This is a genomic window from Streptomyces sp. NBC_01306 (genome assembly GCF_026340465.1).
In the GTDB taxonomy this organism is placed as follows: Bacteria; Actinomycetota; Actinomycetes; order Streptomycetales; family Streptomycetaceae; genus Streptomyces.
Genome location: NZ_JAPEPC010000001.1, coordinates 4762591 through 4781487, shown reverse-complemented (window position 1 = coordinate 4781487; position 18897 = coordinate 4762591). Strand labels below are relative to the sequence as shown.

22 protein-coding genes and 1 pseudogene are annotated in these 18897 nt (G+C 69.3%); 6 read left to right on the top strand and 17 right to left on the bottom strand.

All coding sequences use genetic code 11. The features are described from left to right. The 4 genes from OG385_RS21110 to clpS form a co-directional block, all read right to left on the bottom strand. Complete coding sequence (locus tag OG385_RS21110; protein ID WP_266856600.1) at window positions 1-417, bottom strand: M67 family metallopeptidase; 417 nt, start codon at window positions 415-417, stop codon at window positions 1-3. Window positions 418-540: 123 nt separating this feature from the next. After that, the gene (locus OG385_RS21105) at window positions 541-1977 is read right to left on the bottom strand and encodes an amino acid permease (protein WP_266856599.1); all 1437 of its coding nucleotides are present in this window, start codon (window positions 1975-1977) and stop codon (window positions 541-543) included. 332 nt (window positions 1978-2309) lie between these two features. Continuing rightward, on the bottom strand, window positions 2310-2987 hold the full coding sequence (locus tag OG385_RS21100) for a DUF2017 domain-containing protein (RefSeq protein ID WP_266856598.1): 678 nt from the start codon (window positions 2985-2987) through the stop codon (window positions 2310-2312). Further along, the gene (gene clpS, locus OG385_RS21095) at window positions 2987-3301 is read right to left on the bottom strand and encodes an ATP-dependent Clp protease adapter ClpS (protein WP_266856596.1); all 315 of its coding nucleotides are present in this window, start codon (window positions 3299-3301) and stop codon (window positions 2987-2989) included. Before clpS ends, OG385_RS21100 begins: the two co-directional genes overlap by 1 nt. Window positions 3302-3466: 165 nt before the next feature. Here clpS and OG385_RS21090 point away from each other — a divergent pair, with 165 nt between their 5' ends. Both OG385_RS21090 and OG385_RS21085 read left to right on the top strand, forming a co-directional pair. Then, the gene (locus tag OG385_RS21090; RefSeq protein WP_266856595.1) at window positions 3467-4795 is read left to right on the top strand and encodes a nicotinate phosphoribosyltransferase; all 1329 of its coding nucleotides are present in this window, start codon (window positions 3467-3469) and stop codon (window positions 4793-4795) included. A gap of 209 nt (window positions 4796-5004) precedes the next feature. Then, window positions 5005-5589: an isochorismatase family protein gene (locus OG385_RS21085; protein WP_266856594.1), complete on the top strand. Its 585-nt coding sequence runs from the start codon at window positions 5005-5007 to the stop codon at window positions 5587-5589. A 55-nt stretch (window positions 5590-5644) separates the two neighbouring features. On the opposite strand, the gene OG385_RS21080 is transcribed toward OG385_RS21085, so the two are convergent. Together OG385_RS21080 and OG385_RS21075 are read right to left on the bottom strand one after the other, a co-directional pair. Beyond that, window positions 5645-5950: a hypothetical protein gene (locus tag OG385_RS21080; RefSeq protein ID WP_266856592.1), complete on the bottom strand. Its 306-nt coding sequence runs from the start codon at window positions 5948-5950 to the stop codon at window positions 5645-5647. A 123-nt stretch (window positions 5951-6073) separates the two neighbouring features. Beyond that, window positions 6074-8488, bottom strand: a complete 2415-nt coding sequence (locus OG385_RS21075) for an immune inhibitor A domain-containing protein (protein ID WP_266856590.1) — start codon at window positions 8486-8488, stop codon at window positions 6074-6076. Between the two features lie 426 nt (window positions 8489-8914). Here OG385_RS21075 and OG385_RS21070 point away from each other — a divergent pair, with 426 nt between their 5' ends. Beyond that, on the top strand, window positions 8915-9244 hold the full coding sequence (locus OG385_RS21070; RefSeq protein WP_266856588.1) for a hypothetical protein: 330 nt from the start codon (window positions 8915-8917) through the stop codon (window positions 9242-9244). A 23-nt stretch (window positions 9245-9267) separates the two neighbouring features. On the opposite strand, the gene OG385_RS21065 is transcribed toward OG385_RS21070, so the two are convergent. Both OG385_RS21065 and OG385_RS21060 read right to left on the bottom strand, forming a co-directional pair. After that, window positions 9268-9963, bottom strand: a complete 696-nt coding sequence (locus OG385_RS21065) for an RDD family protein (protein ID WP_266856586.1) — start codon at window positions 9961-9963, stop codon at window positions 9268-9270. A gap of 64 nt (window positions 9964-10027) precedes the next feature. Beyond that, window positions 10028-11557 carry an RDD family protein gene (locus tag OG385_RS21060; RefSeq protein ID WP_266856584.1) on the bottom strand — a complete coding sequence of 510 codons (1530 nt, stop codon included), beginning with the start codon at window positions 11555-11557 and terminating at the stop codon, window positions 10028-10030. Between the two features lie 210 nt (window positions 11558-11767). Here OG385_RS21060 and OG385_RS21055 point away from each other — a divergent pair, with 210 nt between their 5' ends. Further along, entirely contained in the window at window positions 11768-12244 is a 477-nt protein-coding gene (locus OG385_RS21055; protein ID WP_266856582.1) for an SsgA family sporulation/cell division regulator, read from the top strand. Between the two features lie 43 nt (window positions 12245-12287). On the opposite strand, the gene OG385_RS21050 is transcribed toward OG385_RS21055, so the two are convergent. The 9 genes and pseudogenes from OG385_RS21050 to OG385_RS21010 all read right to left on the bottom strand — a co-directional run bounded on the left by OG385_RS21050 (window position 12288) and on the right by OG385_RS21010 (window position 17432). Beyond that, window positions 12288-13655, bottom strand: coding sequence for an FAD-binding oxidoreductase (locus tag OG385_RS21050; RefSeq protein ID WP_266856580.1), 1368 nt, complete (start codon window positions 13653-13655; stop codon window positions 12288-12290). 84 nt (window positions 13656-13739) lie between these two features. Further along, complete coding sequence (locus OG385_RS21045) at window positions 13740-14024, bottom strand: gas vesicle protein K (RefSeq protein WP_266856578.1); 285 nt, start codon at window positions 14022-14024, stop codon at window positions 13740-13742. Further along, the gene (locus OG385_RS21040; RefSeq protein ID WP_266856576.1) at window positions 14021-14251 is read right to left on the bottom strand and encodes a gas vesicle protein; all 231 of its coding nucleotides are present in this window, start codon (window positions 14249-14251) and stop codon (window positions 14021-14023) included. The genes OG385_RS21045 and OG385_RS21040 overlap by 4 nt, the downstream gene beginning before the upstream one ends. Then, window positions 14235-15119, bottom strand: a complete 885-nt coding sequence (locus OG385_RS21035; RefSeq protein ID WP_266856574.1) for a GvpL/GvpF family gas vesicle protein — start codon at window positions 15117-15119, stop codon at window positions 14235-14237. Before OG385_RS21035 ends, OG385_RS21040 begins: the two co-directional genes overlap by 17 nt. Continuing rightward, window positions 15116-15472, bottom strand: a complete 357-nt coding sequence (locus OG385_RS21030) for a gas vesicle protein (RefSeq protein ID WP_266856572.1) — start codon at window positions 15470-15472, stop codon at window positions 15116-15118. Before OG385_RS21030 ends, OG385_RS21035 begins: the two co-directional genes overlap by 4 nt. A 179-nt stretch (window positions 15473-15651) precedes the next feature. Further along, window positions 15652-15864 (bottom strand): annotated as a pseudogene (locus OG385_RS21025) (gas vesicle protein GvpG); the annotation flags it as partial. Between the two features lies 1 nt (window position 15865). Beyond that, window positions 15866-16606, bottom strand: coding sequence for a GvpL/GvpF family gas vesicle protein (locus tag OG385_RS21020; RefSeq protein ID WP_266856570.1), 741 nt, complete (start codon window positions 16604-16606; stop codon window positions 15866-15868). A gap of 3 nt (window positions 16607-16609) precedes the next feature. Beyond that, on the bottom strand, window positions 16610-17062 hold the full coding sequence (gene gvpJ / locus OG385_RS21015) for a gas vesicle protein GvpJ (RefSeq protein WP_266856569.1): 453 nt from the start codon (window positions 17060-17062) through the stop codon (window positions 16610-16612). Between the two features lie 46 nt (window positions 17063-17108). Further along, window positions 17109-17432 carry a gas vesicle protein gene (locus OG385_RS21010; RefSeq protein ID WP_266856567.1) on the bottom strand — a complete coding sequence of 108 codons (324 nt, stop codon included), beginning with the start codon at window positions 17430-17432 and terminating at the stop codon, window positions 17109-17111. A gap of 241 nt (window positions 17433-17673) precedes the next feature. Here OG385_RS21010 and OG385_RS21005 point away from each other — a divergent pair, with 241 nt between their 5' ends. Together OG385_RS21005 and OG385_RS21000 are read left to right on the top strand one after the other, a co-directional pair. Then, complete coding sequence (locus tag OG385_RS21005) at window positions 17674-18129, top strand: Asp23/Gls24 family envelope stress response protein (RefSeq protein ID WP_266856566.1); 456 nt, start codon at window positions 17674-17676, stop codon at window positions 18127-18129. Window positions 18130-18289: 160 nt separating this feature from the next. Beyond that, complete coding sequence (locus OG385_RS21000) at window positions 18290-18895, top strand: hypothetical protein (protein WP_266856564.1); 606 nt, start codon at window positions 18290-18292, stop codon at window positions 18893-18895. The last annotated feature ends 2 nt before the right edge of the window (window positions 18896-18897 follow it).

Genomic DNA, 18897 nt, shown 5'->3' with positions numbered 1-18897 from the left:
CTACGGAACGACGGTCACTTCCTCCTCGGTGACCACGCCGTCGGCGATGCGGTACGAGCGGAACTGGAAGGGTCCAGCCTCGTCGGTGTCGGCGGTGGAGACGAGGACGTAGTGCGCGCCGGGCTCGTTCGCATAGGTGATGTCCGTACGCGACGGGTACGCCTCGGTCGCGGTGTGCGAGTGGTAGACGATCACCGGTTCCTCGTCGCGGTCGTCCAGGTCCCGGTAGAGCTTCAGCAGGTCCGCCGAGTCGAACTCGTAGAACGTGGGCGAGCGCGCGGCGTTGAGCATCGGGATGAACCGCTCGGGGCGGCCGGAGCCCTCCGGGCCCGCCACTATTCCGCACGCCTCGTCGGGGTGGTCGGCGCGGGCGTGCGCCACGATCTGGTCGTACAGGGCCTGGGTAAGGGTCAGCATGCCGTTCAGGATAAGCAGAGGGGCCGGTCCGTACCGGAGTGCGGTACGGGCCGGCCCACATGCTGAGAATGCACCGGGAATCTGCGGGGATCGCTCCCGGATCAGCGCTTGGCGGAGCCTTGCTCAGCTCTTGTTCCGCTTGGCGAAGGCCGCGCCTTCCGGGTTACGGGCCCTCAGCACCAGGTACGTGACGCCGAGGAGCGCGGCCCAGAAGGGGGCCGCGTACAGCGAGACGCGGGTGTCCTTGTCGATGCCCATCATCACGATGACCAGGGCTATGAAGGCGAGCGAGAACCAGCTGGTCCAGGGGGCGCCGGGGGCCCGGAAGGTGGACTCCGGGAGCTCGCCGCGGTCCGACTTGGCGCGGTAGCGGATCTGGCAGATGAGGATCACGATCCAGGCCCACATACCGGAGATGGTGGCGAAGGAGACGACGTAGTTGAACGCCTGGCCCGGCCACTGGTAGTTGATCCAGACACCGACGAGCATCAGTGCGGCGGAGACCGTGGTGCCCAGCAGCGGGGTGCCGTTCTTCGTCAGGGAGGTGAACGCCTTCGGGCCCTGGCCGTTGAGAGCCAGGTCGCGCAGCATCCGGCCGGTGGAGTACATGCCGGAGTTGCAGGAGGAAAGGGCCGCGGTCAGCACGACGAAGTTGACGATGCCCGCGCCGACGCCCAGGCCCATCTTCTGGAAGGCGGCGACGAAGGGGCTGATGCCGGGGTGGAACTCGGTCCACGGGACGACCGAGAGGATCATGATCAGCGCGCCGATGTAGAAGACCGCGATGCGCCAGGGCACGGTGTTGATCGCCTTGGGCAGGACCTTCCTGGGGTTCTTGGACTCCCCCGCGGTGACGCCGACCAGTTCCACGGCGAGGAAGGCGAACATCACGATCTGCAAGGTCATCAGGGTGCCGGTGATCCCCTTGGGGAAGAAGCCGCCCTGGTCCCAGAGGTGGGTGACGCTCGCGGTGTCGCCGGCGTCGGAGAAGCCGAGGGTGAGGATTCCGGCGCAGATCAGGATCATGCCGATGATCGCGGTGACCTTCACCGTCGAGAACCAGAACTCCAGCTCACCGAAGAGCTTCACGGAGATCAGGTTCACGCCGTAGAGGATGATCGTGAAGATCAGCGCGGAGAGCCATTGCGGGATATTCCACCAGTAGGTCATATAGGTGGCTGCTGCGGTGACTTCGGTAATCCCGGTGACGACCCAGAAGAGCCAGTACGTCCAGCCGGTGACATACCCGGCGAAGGGGCCGATGAATTCTCGCGCGTATTCGGAGAAGGAGCCGGAGACCGGGCGGTACATGAGCAGCTCGCCCAGGGCCCGCATGATGAAGAAGATGACCAGGCCCGCGATGGCGTAGGCGAGTATGAGACTCGGCCCGGCCTTCGAGATGGCCTTGCCCGCGCCGAGGAAGAGACCGGTGCCGATGGCGCCGCCGATCGCGATCATCTGGATCTGGCGGGCTCCCAGGCCTCGCTTGTATCCCTCGCCCGATTCGGAGTCCTCGGCCTCACTGCCGTCGTATTCCTTGTCGACCTGCACTGAGGTCATGGTGTTGCGCCTTTCTCCATGCCGATCCGGCCTGACGAGGCTCGGATCGACTGTGACGATCCTGGAGGGCAGAACCCGCGGATGGTGGAGTGCTGTCGGCGGTCGGCCTGACTGGCGGCCCCGGGAACGGGGGTGGTGTTCCCGGGCGGTCGTGAAGATTTATCACGGCGGCATCAGAGATCATCCCGGCCAAATGTGACTCACGCCACTGGAAGAACCGGACGAAAAACACCGGGCGGAGCAAAATAGCCCGCCACGGTGACGTCATCGTTATCCGGATTTGAGCGTCCTTTGAGCGGACGGTGATCCGGTCGGAGCCCGGCGAAGGCGCCTTACGGCATCAGGGTCTCGACGAGGGTTTCCTGGAGGGCGCCGAGCCAGAGGTAGGCCATCACCATCGGCTTGCGGGGGTCGTCGTCCGGGAGCCGGTACAGCCCGCCGACAGCGTCGTCATCGGGCCCGCCCTCATCAGAAACATCGAGGCGCGTGCCGATGGTCAGCCGGAGGTCGTTGAGCGCACCCAGCCAGTGGCGCGAGTCGTCGGCCGAGAGCGTGAGCTGCACGGCGCCCTCGGGAAGGGCGCGCTTGCGGCGGCCCCTGCGGGTGCCCCCGCGGGACTCACCGGGTGCGCCGGGCTCGTCGTGGGCACCGTCGGCGCCGGCATCGCCCGCCGCACCCACTTGATCGAGGGTCCGTACGAGCGCCAGCGCGTCCTCGCGCTTGCGGGCGCGCAGGTCGTTCTCGGTGAAGCGGCGGAACTCCGACGAGAAGTCGGGCTCCTCGTCCCCGTACGCGTCGGGGAAGAGGCGGGCCAGTGCCGGGTCGTCCGGCGGCTTGCTCGGCCCCTCGGAGAACAGCGAGGCCAGCGGATCCTCGCCGTCGACCGGCTCCTCACCGGGACCGACCAGCTCCAGGAGCTGCACGGCGAGCGAGCGCAGGATGGACATCTCGACCTCGTCGAGTGCGACGGTGGCGCCACCGCCGGGGACCGCCTCGAACTGTCCGGCCATCAGTTGCGGTCCTGGGTGAGGGTGGCCCACAGGCCGTAACCATGCATCGCCTGCACGTCGCGTTCCATTTCCTCGCGGCTGCCGCTGGAGACCACGGCCCGCCCCTTCTGGTGCACATCGAGCATCAGCTTGTGCGCCTTCGCCTTCGAGTAGCCGAAGTAGCTCTGGAAGACATAGGCGACATAGCTCATCAGATTGACCGGGTCGTTGTGGACGAGCGTCACCCACGGCACGTCGGGCTCGGGGACCGCGAAGGTCTCCTCGGCCGATTCGGGACGTTCGATCTCTACAGGGGCGACACTCACGCCACCCATGCTGCCACCCGCGGAGTGGCGGCGCACACACCGGCCCATAGATCTCGTCACTCTGACGAAATAGGGGGTAGCATCATTCGCACGCCCCATCGAACGGGGGACAGCCCCGGGAGACCCGGCCGGCGGAGCCGGACCGGCCCGGACGAAAGTGCGAGGTTGACCGTTGTGAACGTTGCGGACCTTGGCCTGCCGGTACATGTGCCGTCGACAGCGCTCTTCACGGACCAGTACGAGCTCACCATGCTCCAGGCAGCCCTGAAGGCGGGCACCGCCGACCGCAGGTCGGTCTTCGAGGTCTTCACCCGGCGGCTGCCCGAGGGGCGCCGGTACGGCGTCGTGGCGGGCACCGGGCGCGTCCTCGACGCCGTCGAGAACTTCCGCTTCGACGAGGACCAGCTCCGGTTCCTGCGCGAGCAGAAGATCGTCGACGGGCCCACCGCCGAATGGCTCGCCTCCTACCGCTTCAGCGGCGACATCTGGGGCTATCCGGAGGGCGAGGTGTACTTCCCGGGCTCCCCCGTCCTGCGGGTCGAGGGCTCCTTCGCGGAGTGCGTGCTCCTGGAGACCGTGATCCTTTCGATCCTCAACCACGACTCGGCCATCGCGGCGGCGGCCTCCCGGATGAACGCGGCGGCCGGCGGCCGGCCGCTGATCGAGATGGGTGCCCGGCGCACCCACGAGCTGGCGGCCGTCGCGTCGGCCCGCGCCGCGTACGTCGGCGGTTTCGCCACCACGTCGGACCTGGCGGCCGGATTCCGGTACGGCATCCCCACCGTCGGCACCAGCGCCCACGCCTTCACCCTGCTCCACGACGACGAGCGGCAGGCGTTCACCGCCCAGGTCGCCTCGCTGGGCGGGGGCACCACCCTGCTGGTCGACACCTACGACGTGGCGGAGGCGGTCCGTACCGCCGTGGAGGTGGCCGGGCCCGAGCTGGGCGCGGTCCGCATCGACTCCGGGGACCTGCTCCTCGTCGCGCACAAGGTCCGCCAGCAGCTGGACGCCATGGGCGCCACCCAGACCAAGATCGTGGTCACGTCCGACCTGGACGAGTACGCCATCGCCTCGCTGGCGGCGGCGCCCGTCGACGCGTACGGGGTCGGCACCCAGCTCGTCACCGGCAGCGGGCACCCCACCTGCTCCATGGTCTACAAGCTGGTGGCCCGCGCCACGTCCGCCGACCCGCAGGCCCCGCTCCAGCCGGTGGCGAAGAAGTCGATGGGCGCCAAGACGTCGCGCGGCGGCCGCAAGTGGGCGGCGCGCAGGACCGACGCCGACGGGATCGCCGAGGCCGAGGTGATCGGCACCGGCCAGGTGCCGCCGGAGCTCCGGGGCCGGGAGCTGCTGGTGAAGCTGATCAAGGGCGGCGAGGTCGTCGAGCGTGAATCGCTGGACACGGTGCGCGAGCGCCATCTCGCTGTCCGTGCCACCCTGCCCATGTCGGCCTTCCAGCTCTCCCGGGGCGAGCCGGTCATCCCCACCGAGTACATGTGAGCCGCCGGGCACATGTGAGCAGGCCGGTACGGGCCGTCCCGTACGCACGGACCCGGCCCGTACGCATCGACGCGCCTCGTACGCACGGACCCGCCCCGTACGCATGAACCACAGGTGAGCGGGAATGCAACGGCTGCCGGGACGCCCTCGCGCACCGGCGCACGCCGCCCTTCCGCCACCCCTTCTCCCCCCAGGACAAGGATCCCGCCATGCACCGCGCCCTGATCGTCGTCGATGTGCAGAACGACTTCTGCGAAGGCGGAAGCCTCGCCGTCGCAGGGGGCGCCGATGTCGCCGCCGCCGTCACCGACCTGATCGGCCAGTCCACCGCCTGCTACCGGCACGTGGTGGCCACCCGTGACCACCATGTGAACCCGGGCAACCACTTCTCCCGGAACCCGGACTTCGTCCACTCCTGGCCGCCGCACTGCGTCGCCGGTACGGAGGGGGTGGGGTTCCACCCGAACTTCGCACCTGCCGTGGCATCCGGTGCGATCAGTGCCGTCTTCGACAAGGGCGCCTACGCGGCGGCGTACAGCGGTTTCGAGGGCGCCGACGAGAACGGCGTACCACTGGCCGACTGGCTGCGGGCCCGCGAGGTCGAAGCGGTCGATGTGGTCGGCATCGCCACGGACCACTGCGTACGGGCGACGGCGCTCGACGCGGTGCGGGCCGGGTTCGGGACGCATGTGCTGCTGGACCTGACGGCCGGGGTGGCCGAGGCGACGACGGACCGGGCGCTGGAGGAGATGCGGGCGGCCGGCGTCGAGCTGACCGGCAAGCCGGGGGCGTAAGGCCCCCGCACCGCCTGCGTCCCCCGCATCCGCCGTACCGCCTGCATCCCCCGCATCAGACGCCTTCGCCGAGCAGCGCTCTGATCGGATGCCAGAGCTCCGCCTCCTCCTGCGGCGCCGCGCGCCACAGCAGTCCGTCCGGATGGTGCAGGACGGCCGTGATCTCGTCCGGCGTCGGTGGCTGCGTGTTACCGCGCAGATACACCGCCCGCATCCCCAGATTCCGCACCCGGGTCAGGGCGCGCGGCCGGTTCGCGGCGTGGACGAGGATCCGGACATGGGTCATCCGGTCCGGGCTCGGCAGGGTGAGAGCCACCACCACGCTGCCGTTCGGAAGTCTGCTGAATCCGCCACCAGGCATACCGTTCATCTCCCCCGTGAGACGTTGTGTCAATAAGAGCCGTGCAAGAGGCACCTAAACACGATCGGCCGCCGCCCGCTAGAGGGCGACGGCCGATCACGCTCTGACCTGCGGTGATGTGACTCAGCGGTGCGAGGCGCCGACCTGGACCGTGATCGTCGAGCCATCCAGGGGCTGCTTGAGGATCGAGATCCGGGTGTTGGTGTCAGTTACCTTGACGCTTCCGGTCTCATTGTCCTTGTACCAGTACGTACCCTGGTGATCATCGAAAACCGGCCGGCCGAGCTGCGGCTGGACCCGCTGGGCGACATCCGCGCTGTGCAACGTGAACCCGGCCGTCGGGTACCAGCTGAACGGCGCGTCGAAGGGCTGGATCTTGTTCCGCATGACCGTGCCGTCCGCCCACTTCAACGGCTTGGCGTGCGAGTCGACCGGCAGGATCAGACCCTGGCCCGGGTGCGCGCTGACGTTGTTGTCCGGCTGCGAGGTGTCCCACTGCCAGATCATCAGGCCGCGCTGGTACGGGTAGTACTCCACCCAGTCCGGACGGGTCTTCGAGAAGCCGAAGTTGTACGGGCCCGTCTTCAACGTCTGGTCGTACGACACGTACTGGCGGTTCTCCGCGATGTAGTACTGCGGGTAGTTCTTGGTGAAGGACTCACCGATGCGCGAGAAGCCCTTCGCGGTCCAACCCGCGTCGTCCGTCTCGGCGTTGTCCGTGAAGAGGGGGGCGCCGTCGGCGTTCACCGAGATCTTGTCGGCCGCGAAGCCCTTGCCCGAGACACCGCCGTCGGACGAGTAACGGAAGCGGAGGTCGATCTTCTTGCCCGCGTAGGCGTTCAGCGGGTACGAGAGGGTCTTGTACGCGGTGGACGACCCGGTCAGCGCGGGCTTGTCGCCGCCGTCGCGCGGGATCTGCGCGCCGTCGGCCTTGCCGTCGATGGCGGTCCAGTTGGCGCCGCCGTCCGTCGAGACCTCGGCGTAGAGGAAGTCGTAGTCCTTCTCGATGTCCCACCAGCCCGAAAGGTCGAGCGAGGCCTTGGACTTGCCGGTCAGGTCGACCGTGCGGGTCAGGGTGTTGGAGAGGTTGTCACCCATCCCGCTCCACCACTGCTTGCTGCCCTCGGCCGGCTTGGCGATCGTCGTGGTGACGGGCTTGTCCGGCAGTGAGACGACCAGCGCCTGCTTGTTCTTGGTGTTGTACTCCGAGACGCCGAGCTTGTGGGTCGACTTCTTCGCGGCCTTGGCCGTGTCGTAGTCCAGCCAGCCCAGTTGGAGCTTGTCCCACGCGGACATGTCCCCCGGCTTGTTGCCGATGGCGTTGTCACCGGTACTCAGCCAGGAGCCCGCCGACATCAGCGACCAGAAACCCACGCCGTTCTCAGCGGTATTGGTGGTGTCGTACTCGTCCGGCAGCCCCAGGTCGTGGGCGTACTCGTGGGCGAAGACACCGAGGCCGCCGTTCTCGGGCTGCATCGTGTAGTCGCCGACCCAGATGCCGGTGTCGCCGATCGGCGTGCCGCCGGACTTGTTGTCGGCCGGGCCCGTCTTGCCGGTGTCCGTGCCGTACACGTAGGAGCGGTGCGCCCAGAGCGCGTCGGCGCCCTCGGCGCCGCCGCCGGCGGACTCGTCCTCGCCGGCGTGCACGATCTGGAAGTGGTCGATGTAGCCGTCGGGCTCGTTGAAGTTGCCGTCGCCGTCGTAGTCGTAGCGGTCCCACTGGTCGTAACTGGCCAGGGTCGCCTTGATCTCGGCGTCGGTCTTCCCGGCCGCCTTCTGGGCCTGGGCCCATGCGGTGACGCCGTCGCGGACCAGGTCACCGGCGTTGGCACAGATACTGGAGCCGCAGTAGTTGGAGCCGTAACGGGCCTCGTTGTAGGGGACGGTGACCCAGTCGGCGACCTCGCCGTCGACGGAGTAGCGGCCGGACGAGGTCTTCTCGTAGTACGACTTGAGCGAGTCCTTGCCCTTGCCGGTACCGAAGTAGAGGTCCTGGAAGTGCTGGCGGTTGTAGTCCGCCTGCCAGGCGGTGCTGTTGTCCTTCTTGCGGTCCGGCTGAGCGATCTTGTTGTGCGCCGGACCGGGCGTGCCGCCGTACTTCTTCACGGGCGGCTTCGGCCCGTCGGGGCCGTCCGGGTCGTACATGGTGGTGTTGTCGACCGTGTCGCCGAACTGCACCAGGATCGTGAATATCTTGTCGGTCTTCTCGCGGCCGAGCTCGACGTACTTCTTGTCGTCGAGGCGCACCACCTTGGAACCGCCGTGCGACTGCACCTTCTTGTGGCCGGATATGACCTGTTGCAGCGCCGACTGGCGTTCCTTGTTCTGCTGCTTGCTGAACGGGCCGTCCAGATTGTGTTTCTGGCCCTTGAGCTGCGTCGCCGGGTCACGGCGGTCGATCTTCTTCGAAGTCGCGCTGCCCGCAGGGGCCTTGGTGTCGGCCTGGGCGGTGGCGTACGCCGAAGCGGTGGCGGTGGTCGCGGCGATGGCCACGAGCACTGCGGCCACCCGGGTCGTTGCCCGTCTCTTGATATTCACTTGGTGCTGTCCTCCCCGAACGCGTCGCAAGTGACGACATTCGACCGGAGGTGCGGCAGAAAAGACAGATCTTGACTTGAACACACCAATTGCATTATGCAGAGCACCGTTTCCGGTATGCGGACGGCTCACAGCGTCCGCACAGCAGCCGCCCGGCGTCCGCCCGGTCGAGCCGGATGTCCGACGGATGCCCTCCGGAGGACCTCACGGAGGGTCAGCGGGCGCGTCGGCCCGGCCGACGGGTTGCGGGCGTGACTCCGTGCGCCCCCCATGCACCGGCACTGTGGGTTAGGCGACGCTTACTAATGGTTCCGCTCGGGCATCCGTCGGATTAGAGTCGCGCTCGACGTACGTGCCGCTCGACGTATGTACCGGCATGCTCCGCCGAGTCGGCCACCCACCGCTGTCCCTAGGACGGATATCGCCATGACGCGTCCGACTGCCGCACAGCTCTCGTATGGTTCGGCCACCGTCGTCTTCTCGACCCTCGCGATGCTGCTGCTCTCGCGCACCTCATCGGGTGTCGGAGTCGCGGTCATCGTCGTGGCGGCGCTGGTCCTCGGTCTCCTGGTCGCGGTGACCGTCCCCATGCCGAAATCGGCCCGCCGGGCCGGCCTGACCGGAGCCGAGGAATCCGGTGCGGCCCGTACCGCCGCCACCGACGCCACGGCCACCCCACCGGACCTGCGGGCATCCGCTCCGCACACCCCGGCCGCCACTGCCGAACGGGTCGGCGGCCACTCACTGCGCGGCTGAGCGGTCTCGCGGCCACCACCGGTCTACGGGGTCGTGACGACCACCACCACGGTCTTCGCCGCCTTGTCGTGCAGCCCCTGCTTGTACGGCCTGTCGAAGAAGCTCCAGCCGCCGCAGATCGCGGTCCACACACAGGCGCAGCAGAACACCGCGGGCAGCCACAGCACGGCCGCCCGGACGAGAGCCGCCTGCGTGGTCGGCGTGGTGCCGTCGTTCAGATTGGCGGCCCGCAGCCGGAACAGCCCCTTGCCCACGGTCTGCCCGTTGCGCTTGACCGTCATGAGCGTGTCGTAGCCGATGTAGAGGATCGCCGCGATCACGCTCTGCCCGAGCGACCGGCCGTAGTTCATGTGGTCCGTGTTGTATCTCAGCCCGCCGAAGATCAGTGAGACCAGCCAGACGACCACGGCGACGATCAGGATGTCGATGATGCGGGCCAGCACCCGCTTCCCGCTGGGCGCGAGGGGCGGCATCCCGGCGAGCGGCTGGTCACCGCCGTACGCGCTGCCGCTGCCATAGGCGTTCGGATCGTACGGCGGGGGTGGTGTGCTGCCACCGTACGGATCGCCGCCACCCGGGGGCGGGGGTGGCGGCGGGGGCGGCGCGCTGTCGTACGGGCTGCCGCCGCCCTGCGGGGGCGGCGGGGAGCCGCCCTGCGGCTTCTTGAGGAAGGGATCGTCCTCGGGGGGCTGTCCGGGCGGCGGCTGATCGGTGCTCATGGCCCGAGTCGACCGCGCCCGGCGGGGCCCCGCATCCGGTCAGGACCGTACGAGTGAGGCCCTGTCAGCCCGCTGCCACGAACGTCCGTGCGGCCTTGTCGTGCAGACACTGCCGCCAGGGCCGGTCGAAGAGACACCAGAGGACGTTGACGACGCCCACGACCAGCATCCCGAGGACCCCGTACAGCAGCCAGCGGACAGCCGCACCGCGGAAGGACGGCGGCTCGTAGGACTCCATGTCGCGGACCTGGACCCGGCAGAGCTTCTTGCCGAGGGTGCGGCCCCACTTGGCGGTCGGCAGGGCCTCGTACAGCAGCCCCAGGACCAGGAACGCCCCGATGGCGGCGGCCAGACAGCCGGCCGTGGTCCCGTCGAGCAGCCAGACCGTGACGGTGGTCCCGGAGAGCTTGGCCTCGTCGATCTTGCTGTTGATGTGGTCGACGGCCTTCGTCAGGAACGGCGCGGCGACCGCACCGGCCACCGCGCCCAGCACGACGGTGTCGATCAGCCGGGCGGCGAACCGCTTGCCGATGGCCGCCGGACGGGCGGATGCCTGGGCGCGGGCGGCAGCCTGGAACGGGTCCTCGACCGGAGGCTTCCACGGCGGCAGCCGCTCCTGGTCGGCCCCTTCGCCGGACCGGGCGAGCTGCTGCACCTGCTGCGGCCAGGAAGGCGCCTGCGGACTACCCGCTTCCGCCGGGTACGGCTGGTGCGGGTGGGGCTGCTGGGGCTGAACCGGCTGTTGCGACGGTACGGGCTGGTCCTGGTGCGGGACGTGTGGCGGGGGCTGGAACTGCGGCTGGGGCTGCTGGGGCTGAACCAGCTGTTGCGGCGGTACGGGCTGCTGCAACTGCTGAGGCTGCACCGGCTGTTGCGGCGGTGCGGACTGCTGCGGCTGCGGGCGAACGGCGCGGATGGACATGGTGCCGTCCGTCCTGCTCGTACGGGCCGCGTCGCCGCCCGCGCTGCCACCCGCACCAGTGCCCGCATCGGCGCCGGGACCGCTTCCCGTGCCGTTTCCGGGGCGCAGTGCGCGCAGGGTGACCGTGCCGTCCTGCGGCGGGGTCCGGCGCCCGGCGGGGAGGGCGGGCCGGGAGGCCTCCTGCCCTGCGGGCAGCTCGGCGCGGCGCGGCTCGGGGACCGGCGGGCCGGGCTCGGGCTGCGCGGCGTCGGCGGGCCGGGCCGGGGCCTCGGCCGGTGTTCGGGGGTCCGGGCCGCCCCAGGAGACCCGGCGGTCGCGCTCGCCGCCGAAGCCGCCCTGACGGGAGGTGTCGGCCTGCCAGACGGAGGCGGGTTCCTGCCGGGTGTCGTACTCCGGCTCCTCGTCGAAGAAGACCGGCCCGGTCTCCTCGGCCTGCGGCACCTCGGACGCCTCGGCCGGTCTGCGCACGGCGGGCAGCGGTGCGGCGGGCGAGGCTGCCGCACCGCCCGGAGGTACCGGCAGGGCCTGGCTGCCGTCGGCGGGGGCCGGGCGGCTCGTGCCCGGTACCCACGAAGCACCGTTCCAATACCGCACATATCCGGGAATCGATGGATCTGGGTAGTAGCCAGGCGTGGGGCTGCCGTCGCCGGTTGCCGGGGTTGGGGCGCTCATCACCGTGGTCCCGTATCTCCTTGAGAGCCGCAATTCAAGGCTCCACATCTATCAGACCGCCGTGGGCCCACGGACCGGTCCTGTCGCATCGACCACTTTCCGGTCATCGCCAAATCATCCTCGAAACCCGCGTAATGAATGCCGGGCAGGGTGCTCTCACCCTGTACGGCCCGCCGTTGGGCGTACGTACAAGGAGAGGAACCGCTCGCCATGAACACCGTGGTGGAACGTGAACTGGAGCTCAAGCTGGTGCTGTCGCCCGAGCGCAGCATCCCTGTCCCTGCCAGGCTTTCCTACAGCACGGCCGACCCCTATGCCGTGCACGTCAGCTTCCATATCTGCTCGGACACCCCCGTGAACTGGTCGTTCGCCCGTGAACTGATGGTCGAGGGGGTGTTCAGGCCCTGCGGCCACGGCGACGTACGGATCTGGCCCACCAAGGTGAACTCGAAGAGCGTCGTCTGTATCGCGCTCTCCTCGCCCGACGGGAACGCCCTCCTGGAGGCGCCGACCGCTCAGGTCTCCGCCTGGCTGGAGCGGACCCTGCGGGCCGTGCCGCCCGGCTCGGAGAGCACGCATCTGGGCATCGACGACGGCCTGGCCGCGCTGCTCACCCCGCTGCCCGCGGACGATCTGTGGATGCGCGACCCGTGGCCCGGGGACGAGTCCGACGACGACGGCCGGTGACCGCGACGACGGCGCCCACAGGGCGTACCGGGGCGGGAGGATCTCAGAAGAGTTTGCCCGGGTTGAGCAGGCCCAACGGGTCGAAAGCCTGCTTGACTCCGCGCTGCATCTCGACGCCCACCGGCCCCAGTTCGCGCGCCAGCCACTCCTTCTTCAGTACGCCCACACCGTGTTCGCCGGTGATCGTGCCGCCCAGCTCAAGGCCGAGCGCCATGATCTCGTCGAAGGACTCACGCGCCCGCCGCGACTCATCGGGGTCGGCGTGGTCGAAGCAGACGACGGGGTGCGTGTTGCCGTCGCCGGCGTGGGCGCAGACGCCGATGGTGAGGTCGTGCTTCTCGGCGATGACCGCGGTGCCTTCGAGCATGGCGCCGAGCTTCGAACGCGGTACGCACACATCGTCGATCATCGTCGCGGGCTTGACGGTCTCCAGCGCGGTGAGGGACAGCCTGCGGGCCTGGAGGAGCAGTTCGGACTCGGCCTCGTCCTCGGCGGGCACGATCTCGGTGGCACCGGCAGCCGCACAGAGCTCGCCGACGGCGGCCAGGTCGGCCGCGGGGTCCGCGGTGTCGAACGCGGCGAGCAGCAGGGCCTCCGTGGTTTCCGGGAGGCCCATCTGCGCCATCGAGTTGACCGCGCGGATCGTTGTACGGTCCATGAGTTCGAGGAGTGAGGGTGTGTGACCGCGCTCCATGATCGCGCAGATCGCGTCGCAGGCGGCAGCGGCCGATGAGAACTCGGCGGCCAGGGCGAGCTGGCGCGGCGGGGCGGGCTTCAGTGCGAGAACGGCTTTCACGACCACCCCGAGGCTGCCTTCGGAGCCGACGAAGAGCCGGGTCAGGTCGTATCCGGCGACGCCCTTGGCGGTGCGGCGTCCGGTGGTCAGGAGCCGCCCGTCGGCGAGGACGACCTCCAGGCCGAGTACGTACTCGGCGGTCACCCCGTACTTCACACAGCACAGGCCGCCCGCGGCCGTGCCGATGTTCCCGCCGATGGTGCAGGTCTCCCAGCTGGAGGGGTCCGGCGGGTAGTACAGGCCCTGGTCGGCGGCGGCCCGGGAGAGCACGGCGTTGACGACGCCCGGTTCGACGACGGCGATCCGGTCGACGGGGCTGATCTCCAGGATCCGGTCCATCTTGGTGAGGGACAGCACGATGCAGCCGTCGACGGCGTTGGCCGCGCCGGAGAGGCCGGTGCGAGCGCCCTGCGGGACGACGGGCGTACGGAGGGCTGTCGCCGTGCGCATGACGTGCTGGACCTGCTCGGTGGTGCGCGGCAGGACGACGGCGGCGGGGGCCCCGGCGTCGCAGAAACCGGCGGTGTCCCTGGCGTACGAGGCCATCACGTCCGGGTCGCTGATCAGGGCTTCTGCCGGGAGTCCGGTGCGCAGTCGTTCGAGCAGATCATTCATGATCCCACCCTGGCACCGGCGGACGGCTGCTGGGAAGGGGCGGACCTCAGCGGGTGCGGAGAGGGCCGTGCCGGGGGTGACCGGTCAGCGGGACTCGTGGGAGAGCAGGGTGCCGAGCGGGCCGAGATCCAGGTTGAGGTCCTCGCGGCGCAGACCGTGTTGTGCGCAGAGTTCCGTCATCCGCTCGTCGAGGAGCATCAGTGTGGTCCCCACCCGTTCTTCCTGCTCCTCGGTGAGCTCTCCGCTGTCGAACCGGCGGATCGCCTGCCGCTCCATGAGCTGTCTGAGCAGTTCGACCACGGTGAGGACGAGCGACGCCAGATCGCGGCCCGCGCTGTGCGGGTCGATGTCCACGCGGGTGTCGGTCACAGCGGCCCGCTGTCGGCCCACGGCGCGGGAACCCGTTCACTGACGGATGCCAGCAGCGCGTGCAGGGAGAGCCTGACCAGCGGGACGTCCGCGATGGCGATCACCAGGTCTCCGCTGATGACGACGCCGGTGCCGAGCACTCGGTCGAGGAGATCGACCAGAGGGACCCCGATGGGGGCCACGGCCTCCGGGCCCTGCCAGGGGACGGGATTACGGGTGTCCTGCATGAACGCCTCCGTCCGTGAACGAGTAGGGGGCCCACGGCCCCGAGACCTCGATCTCGATGCCGTCGAAACCCGGGGTGGAGCGGAGCCGCCCGACCGTCCTCGCCAGCTGGCCGCCTCTCTCCTCGGCGATCAGATAGGCCGCGTTCATGACCTGCGTGCGGCCCTGGCCCGTGGCCTCGGGGCCGTGCGGACGGCGCCTGACCGAGCCCGCGGCCAGTTCGCGTACGGCGCTGTCCACCTGCTCGGCTGCGGCCAGTGCCCGCTCCTGACACTGCTCCCGCTGCTGCCGGGCGCCACGCAGCCGGTTCAGATAGGCACGGCCCGCGCCCTGTCCCGTCCCGGACGGCGCGTCCGGCGGGGGCGTCTCGGACGGTGCCGCCCCGTTGCCGGGCGCCCCGTTCCCGTTCCCGTTCCCGGTCCCGGGCTGGGTCAGATAGACCTTGACGGCCCATTCGGCCCGCCCCGCGATGCGGTCGAGCGCCGCCCTGAAGCGGTCCTGCTCGGCGCCGAGTGCGGCGGCGGCGCGTTCGTCCCCGAGATAGAGCGTCGCCAGGGGAAGCGGCACTGTGGGGCCTCCGGTGGCGGCGGCGGTGACGACGTCGTGGTGGGTCCGCGCGCAGCGTTCGAGTTCGGCGGGATCGGTGAGCCGCTCGCGCAGGGCGGCTTCCGAGAAGGCTTCCGCCGGTACGTCCTGGACCACGGCCCGCAGCGGGCCCACGGCCAGGAAGCGCAGCGGCCCGCCCCCGGGATGTCCGTGGGCGGGGTCCATCCGCGCGGGGCGGTCCGGCCCGCAGACAGCGAAGACGTACGTGGCCGGGGCGCCGGTGCGGTCGGCCGGGCCGGGCTGGTACTGCGGAGTCACCGTCATCGGCGGCGCACCTCCCTCGGCCGCCCGGACTGCTGCCCGTCGTCGTCGCCCTCCAGCACTTCGAGGCGTTCACGCAGTTGCTTGTTCTCCTCGGCCAGGGCGTCGTGCGCGGCGCGGGAGGAGAGGGCGGGGTCGGTCTCCCACCAGTCGATGCCGGCCTTCTTCGCCGTCTCCACGGACGAGATGAACAGGCGCAGCCGGATGGTCAGGAGTTCGATGTCGAGCAGGTCGATCTTGATGTCGCCCGCGATGACGATGCCCTTGTCCAGCACGCGTTCGAGGATCTCGGCCAGGTTGGCCGTCGAAGGTGCGTGCGTCGTGGGCGCGGAGTCCCAGCTGTCCACTTCTGTCACGGGGTGCTCCCAGGTCTCGATGCCGTCCGCGGCGGCTGTTCGGTGGCCTGCCTGTGCGTACTGCGGGCCCCCTGCGTACCGCTGGCTCCGTGCGTACCGTGCTGCGCAGCGCGGGTTCCGTGCGTACCGCGGGTTCCGTGCGTACCGCGGAGAGGTTCCGGTTTCGGCGGTCTCCGGTCGAGCAGGTCGAGCAACCGCTCCTCCTCGCGTTCGAACTGCGCCAGGCCGATCTCACCGTCGTCCAGGGAACGGTTCAGCTCGGCGAGCCGGGCCCGGATCACCCCGGGGTCGTGGAGTTCCTGCTCCGCCGCGTCGATGAGCCGGTCGGAGATCCAGATCACGCCGCGTACCGGTGCCAGCGGAAGGAGCAGGACGCCGGAGATCAGCCCCACGTCAGACCCTGGCCGGGGCGGATTCCGGGGCTACGAAGCTGTAGCAGGGCAGCGGTCCGGTCAGCCGCAGTTCCAGCCGGTCCCGGTGGTGTGCGGCCCATTGCTCGGCGACGTCGCGGAAGAGTGCTTCGCTGCCCCGTGGGACGAGGAACGAAGCGTTCAGCACACAGCCCTCGACGTCAGGGCCCGGCCGCATTTCACCGGCGATCTCCGCGAACTCGACCGGCAGCCGGGCCGCGGCCACCGCGGCTCTGCGCCGGAGACCGGCCGCCACCGCCTCTCCCAGCCGGATGTTGGCCTCGTAACCGGGCCTGCGGCGGGTCTCCTCACGGATCCTGCGGACCACGGGGTCCTCCCGGATCAGTCCTTCCAGGTCGTCCTGCACCGGCATGACCTTGACGTTCATCTCGGCATGGCCGTCGAGCCGTTCCAGGACCGCGGCGTGCTCGCTGCGGCGCGCGGCGACATCGCCCAGCACCGTGGCCTCGTCCGGTGCGACCACCCCGAAGCGCATCGGCAGCACCGGCCCCGCTTCGGCCAGCGTCAGCAGCAGACCCTGGTGCGCCATGAGGTCGCGGCGCCGCGCCCTGAGCCCCGGTGGTGCCGCGCTGATCACGACGGCAAGGTCACCTGCCGGCAGGAGCCGGATATCGGCGGGCGGTTCACCGACGCCCCTGGCACCGACAGGGAGTTGGCGGGAGCCGCCCACGATGCCGTACACATAGATGCCTGATGCGGCCATCGGTCAGCTCTCCTCCTCATGACGGCGGGTACGTCCGCCACTGCTCCGGGAATGCGACGACTTGCTCCGGCGCGGGCGGGCTTCCTCCCGCTCGTCGTCATCGTCGTCACCGCCGGCTCCGACGGCCTTCTTGACCTTGTCGCCCACGGAGTGCGCGGCCTTCTTCGCACCGGCCTTCCCGGCGCTCTTGGCCATACCGCCGCCGAAGAGCTCGGGCACGGTCCTGCTCGTCGAATCGTTTTCCAGATCGAGCCGGTTGCAGGCTTCGGCGAACCGCAGGTAGGTGTCGACGCTGGCCACGACTATGCGCGCGTCGATCTTCAGGATCTCGATGCCGACCAGCGACACCCGGATGAAGATGTCGATGACCATGCCGCGGTCGAGGATGAGTTCCAGGACGTCGTAGAGGCTGCCGGCGCGGGGAACGCGGACAACCTCCTCGCTGTATGTGCTCAAGGGAGAACCCTCTTTCCGGATTGGCGCTGGTCTCGGGCGTCGGGGCTCATTCGTCCGCCTGGCCACGGCGGTAGCGCCGGACCCTGCGGTACTCCAGAAGTGAGCCCTGTTCGTCGAGGTCCACTTCGTAGGTGGCCAGCAGGCTGGTCGTATCGGGAATGCGGGGGAGTTCCAGCACATCCACGTCCACGTGCCAGCCGTCATCGGTCCGCGATACGGCGGAGACGCCCTCGGTCCTGTGACTGATCAGCTTCTTCAGACTCAGACATGCGCGTTCGGCCGCCTCCTCCGCGCCCTTCACGTGCTTTTTGTCCGCGGCGGAGGATGCGGATCGGGAGGTCCCGGATTTACGGGCACGCTGTTCTGCCATGTCCGTCATTCTGTGGACCGCTCCGGCACCCCGCATGCGGGGTGGACCGAAAGGCTGGAAGCGGTTCTGCGCCTTTTACCAGTCTTCGGCACGCTCAATCAGGATCTACACGAATGGCGGCTTACCGAAGGCCAGAGGACATTGGAAGGAGAGGCGCGCACGGCGATGTGGGCCGGCTTGGGCCGGGCGCATTCCGTCGCCCTCCCAGACGCCCGGCTCTCTTCACGCTGGAGGATTTCCCATGGCCAGTAACGACACCACAGGCAGCACCCACTCGACCACTCTGGGCGGCGACAGCGGTGGCACCCGGGGTACGACCACCATCGCGGACACGGTCGTCGCGACCATCGCGGGTATCGCGGTCCGCGAGACCGACGGTGTGTACGCCGTGGGCGGCAGCGCCTCCCGGGCCATCGGGTCGGTCCGCGACAGGGTCTCGAAGACTCCCACCCCCAGCAGGGGCATCAAGGTCGAGGTCGGCGAGACCCAGGCCGCCATCGACGTGGACGTCATCGTGGAGTACGGCGAGCCCATCGCGGACGCCGCGAAGGAGATCCGTAACCGGGTGACGGACGCGGTCGAGACGATGACGGGCCTCGAAGTCGTCGAGATCAACATCAAGGTGTCCGACGTGCACCTGGCAGGACCGGACGACGACGAGGACGAGGACAGCGAGCCGAGCGGGCGGGTCCGGTAGAGGAAGACCTCCCGTCTCCAGGCAGCCGACGGGGGTGCGGAGAGCGGCAGCGAGGCAGGCCCACCCGGTGGGCGCCTCTGTGCACCTCGCTCCGCCTCCGCGCCACGGTGCCATGCCCGGGAGGCCCAAGGTGATCCAGCTCTGATCGATAGGGGCACTCATGGAAGACAGCACGAAGGTTTCCCTCGCAGCCGCTGTGGCAGCGGGCTATGTCCTTGGCCGGACGAAGAAGGGGAAGCTGGCCATCGGCCTCGCTTCCCTGGTGGTCGGCCAGCAACTGCCGCTCAGTCCGCGGGACATGATCAGCATGGCCGCCCGCAAACTGGCGGAGAACCCTCAGGTCGCTCCCTTGATCGAGCAGGTACGGGGTGAGGTGCTGACGGCCGGACGTACCGCCCTGTCGGCGCAGGCGAACCGGCGCCTCGAATCCGTCGCCGACGCCCTCCAGCAGCGGACAAGTGCCCTGCTGGAACCCCCGGGCGAAGAGGACGAGGACGGAGAAGAGGAAGAGGAATACGCAGCGGAAGAGGACGAGGACGAGCCTGAGGAGGACGACGAGGTGGACGAGGGCGAGGAGGAAGAGCCACCGCGTCGTCGTCCCGCGAAGCGTCCTGCGGCCAAGAAGACCGCGTCCCCTGCCAAGAAGAAGCCTGCCAAAAAGGCAGCGCCGAAGAAGACAGCGGCCAAGAAAACAGCTGCCAAGAAGACAGCGCCGAAGAAGGCTGCCGCCAAGAAGGCTTCGAGCCGTAACAGCCGGAGGAGGTAGCT

Excerpts from the sequence above, each read along its gene's own strand:
- OG385_RS21080 (WP_266856592.1), bottom strand. The coding sequence starts at position 5,950 with ATGCCTGGTGGCGGATTCAGCAGACTTCCGAACGGCAGCGTGGTGGTG.
- OG385_RS21005 (WP_266856566.1), top strand. The coding sequence starts at position 17,674 with ATGGCCAGTAACGACACCACAGGCAGCACCCACTCGACCACTCTGGGC.
- OG385_RS21065 (WP_266856586.1), bottom strand. The coding sequence starts at position 9,963 with ATGAGCACCGATCAGCCGCCGCCCGGACAGCCCCCCGAGGACGATCCC.
- OG385_RS21000 (WP_266856564.1), top strand. The coding sequence starts at position 18,290 with ATGGAAGACAGCACGAAGGTTTCCCTCGCAGCCGCTGTGGCAGCGGGC.
- OG385_RS21100 (WP_266856598.1), bottom strand. The coding sequence starts at position 2,987 with ATGGCCGGACAGTTCGAGGCGGTCCCCGGCGGTGGCGCCACCGTCGCA.
- OG385_RS21070 (WP_266856588.1), top strand. The coding sequence starts at position 8,915 with ATGACGCGTCCGACTGCCGCACAGCTCTCGTATGGTTCGGCCACCGTC.
- OG385_RS21010 (WP_266856567.1), bottom strand. The coding sequence starts at position 17,432 with ATGGCAGAACAGCGTGCCCGTAAATCCGGGACCTCCCGATCCGCATCC.
- OG385_RS21055 (WP_266856582.1), top strand. The coding sequence starts at position 11,768 with ATGAACACCGTGGTGGAACGTGAACTGGAGCTCAAGCTGGTGCTGTCG.
- OG385_RS21110 (WP_266856600.1), bottom strand. The coding sequence starts at position 417 with ATGCTGACCCTTACCCAGGCCCTGTACGACCAGATCGTGGCGCACGCC.
- OG385_RS21035 (WP_266856574.1), bottom strand. The coding sequence starts at position 15,119 with ATGACGGTGACTCCGCAGTACCAGCCCGGCCCGGCCGACCGCACCGGC.
- clpS (WP_266856596.1), bottom strand. The coding sequence starts at position 3,301 with ATGGGTGGCGTGAGTGTCGCCCCTGTAGAGATCGAACGTCCCGAATCG.
- OG385_RS21040 (WP_266856576.1), bottom strand. The coding sequence starts at position 14,251 with ATGCAGGACACCCGTAATCCCGTCCCCTGGCAGGGCCCGGAGGCCGTG.
- OG385_RS21060 (WP_266856584.1), bottom strand. The coding sequence starts at position 11,557 with ATGAGCGCCCCAACCCCGGCAACCGGCGACGGCAGCCCCACGCCTGGC.
- OG385_RS21085 (WP_266856594.1), top strand. The coding sequence starts at position 5,005 with ATGCACCGCGCCCTGATCGTCGTCGATGTGCAGAACGACTTCTGCGAA.
- OG385_RS21050 (WP_266856580.1), bottom strand. The coding sequence starts at position 13,655 with ATGAATGATCTGCTCGAACGACTGCGCACCGGACTCCCGGCAGAAGCC.
- OG385_RS21020 (WP_266856570.1), bottom strand. The coding sequence starts at position 16,606 with ATGGCCGCATCAGGCATCTATGTGTACGGCATCGTGGGCGGCTCCCGC.
- OG385_RS21105 (WP_266856599.1), bottom strand. The coding sequence starts at position 1,977 with ATGACCTCAGTGCAGGTCGACAAGGAATACGACGGCAGTGAGGCCGAG.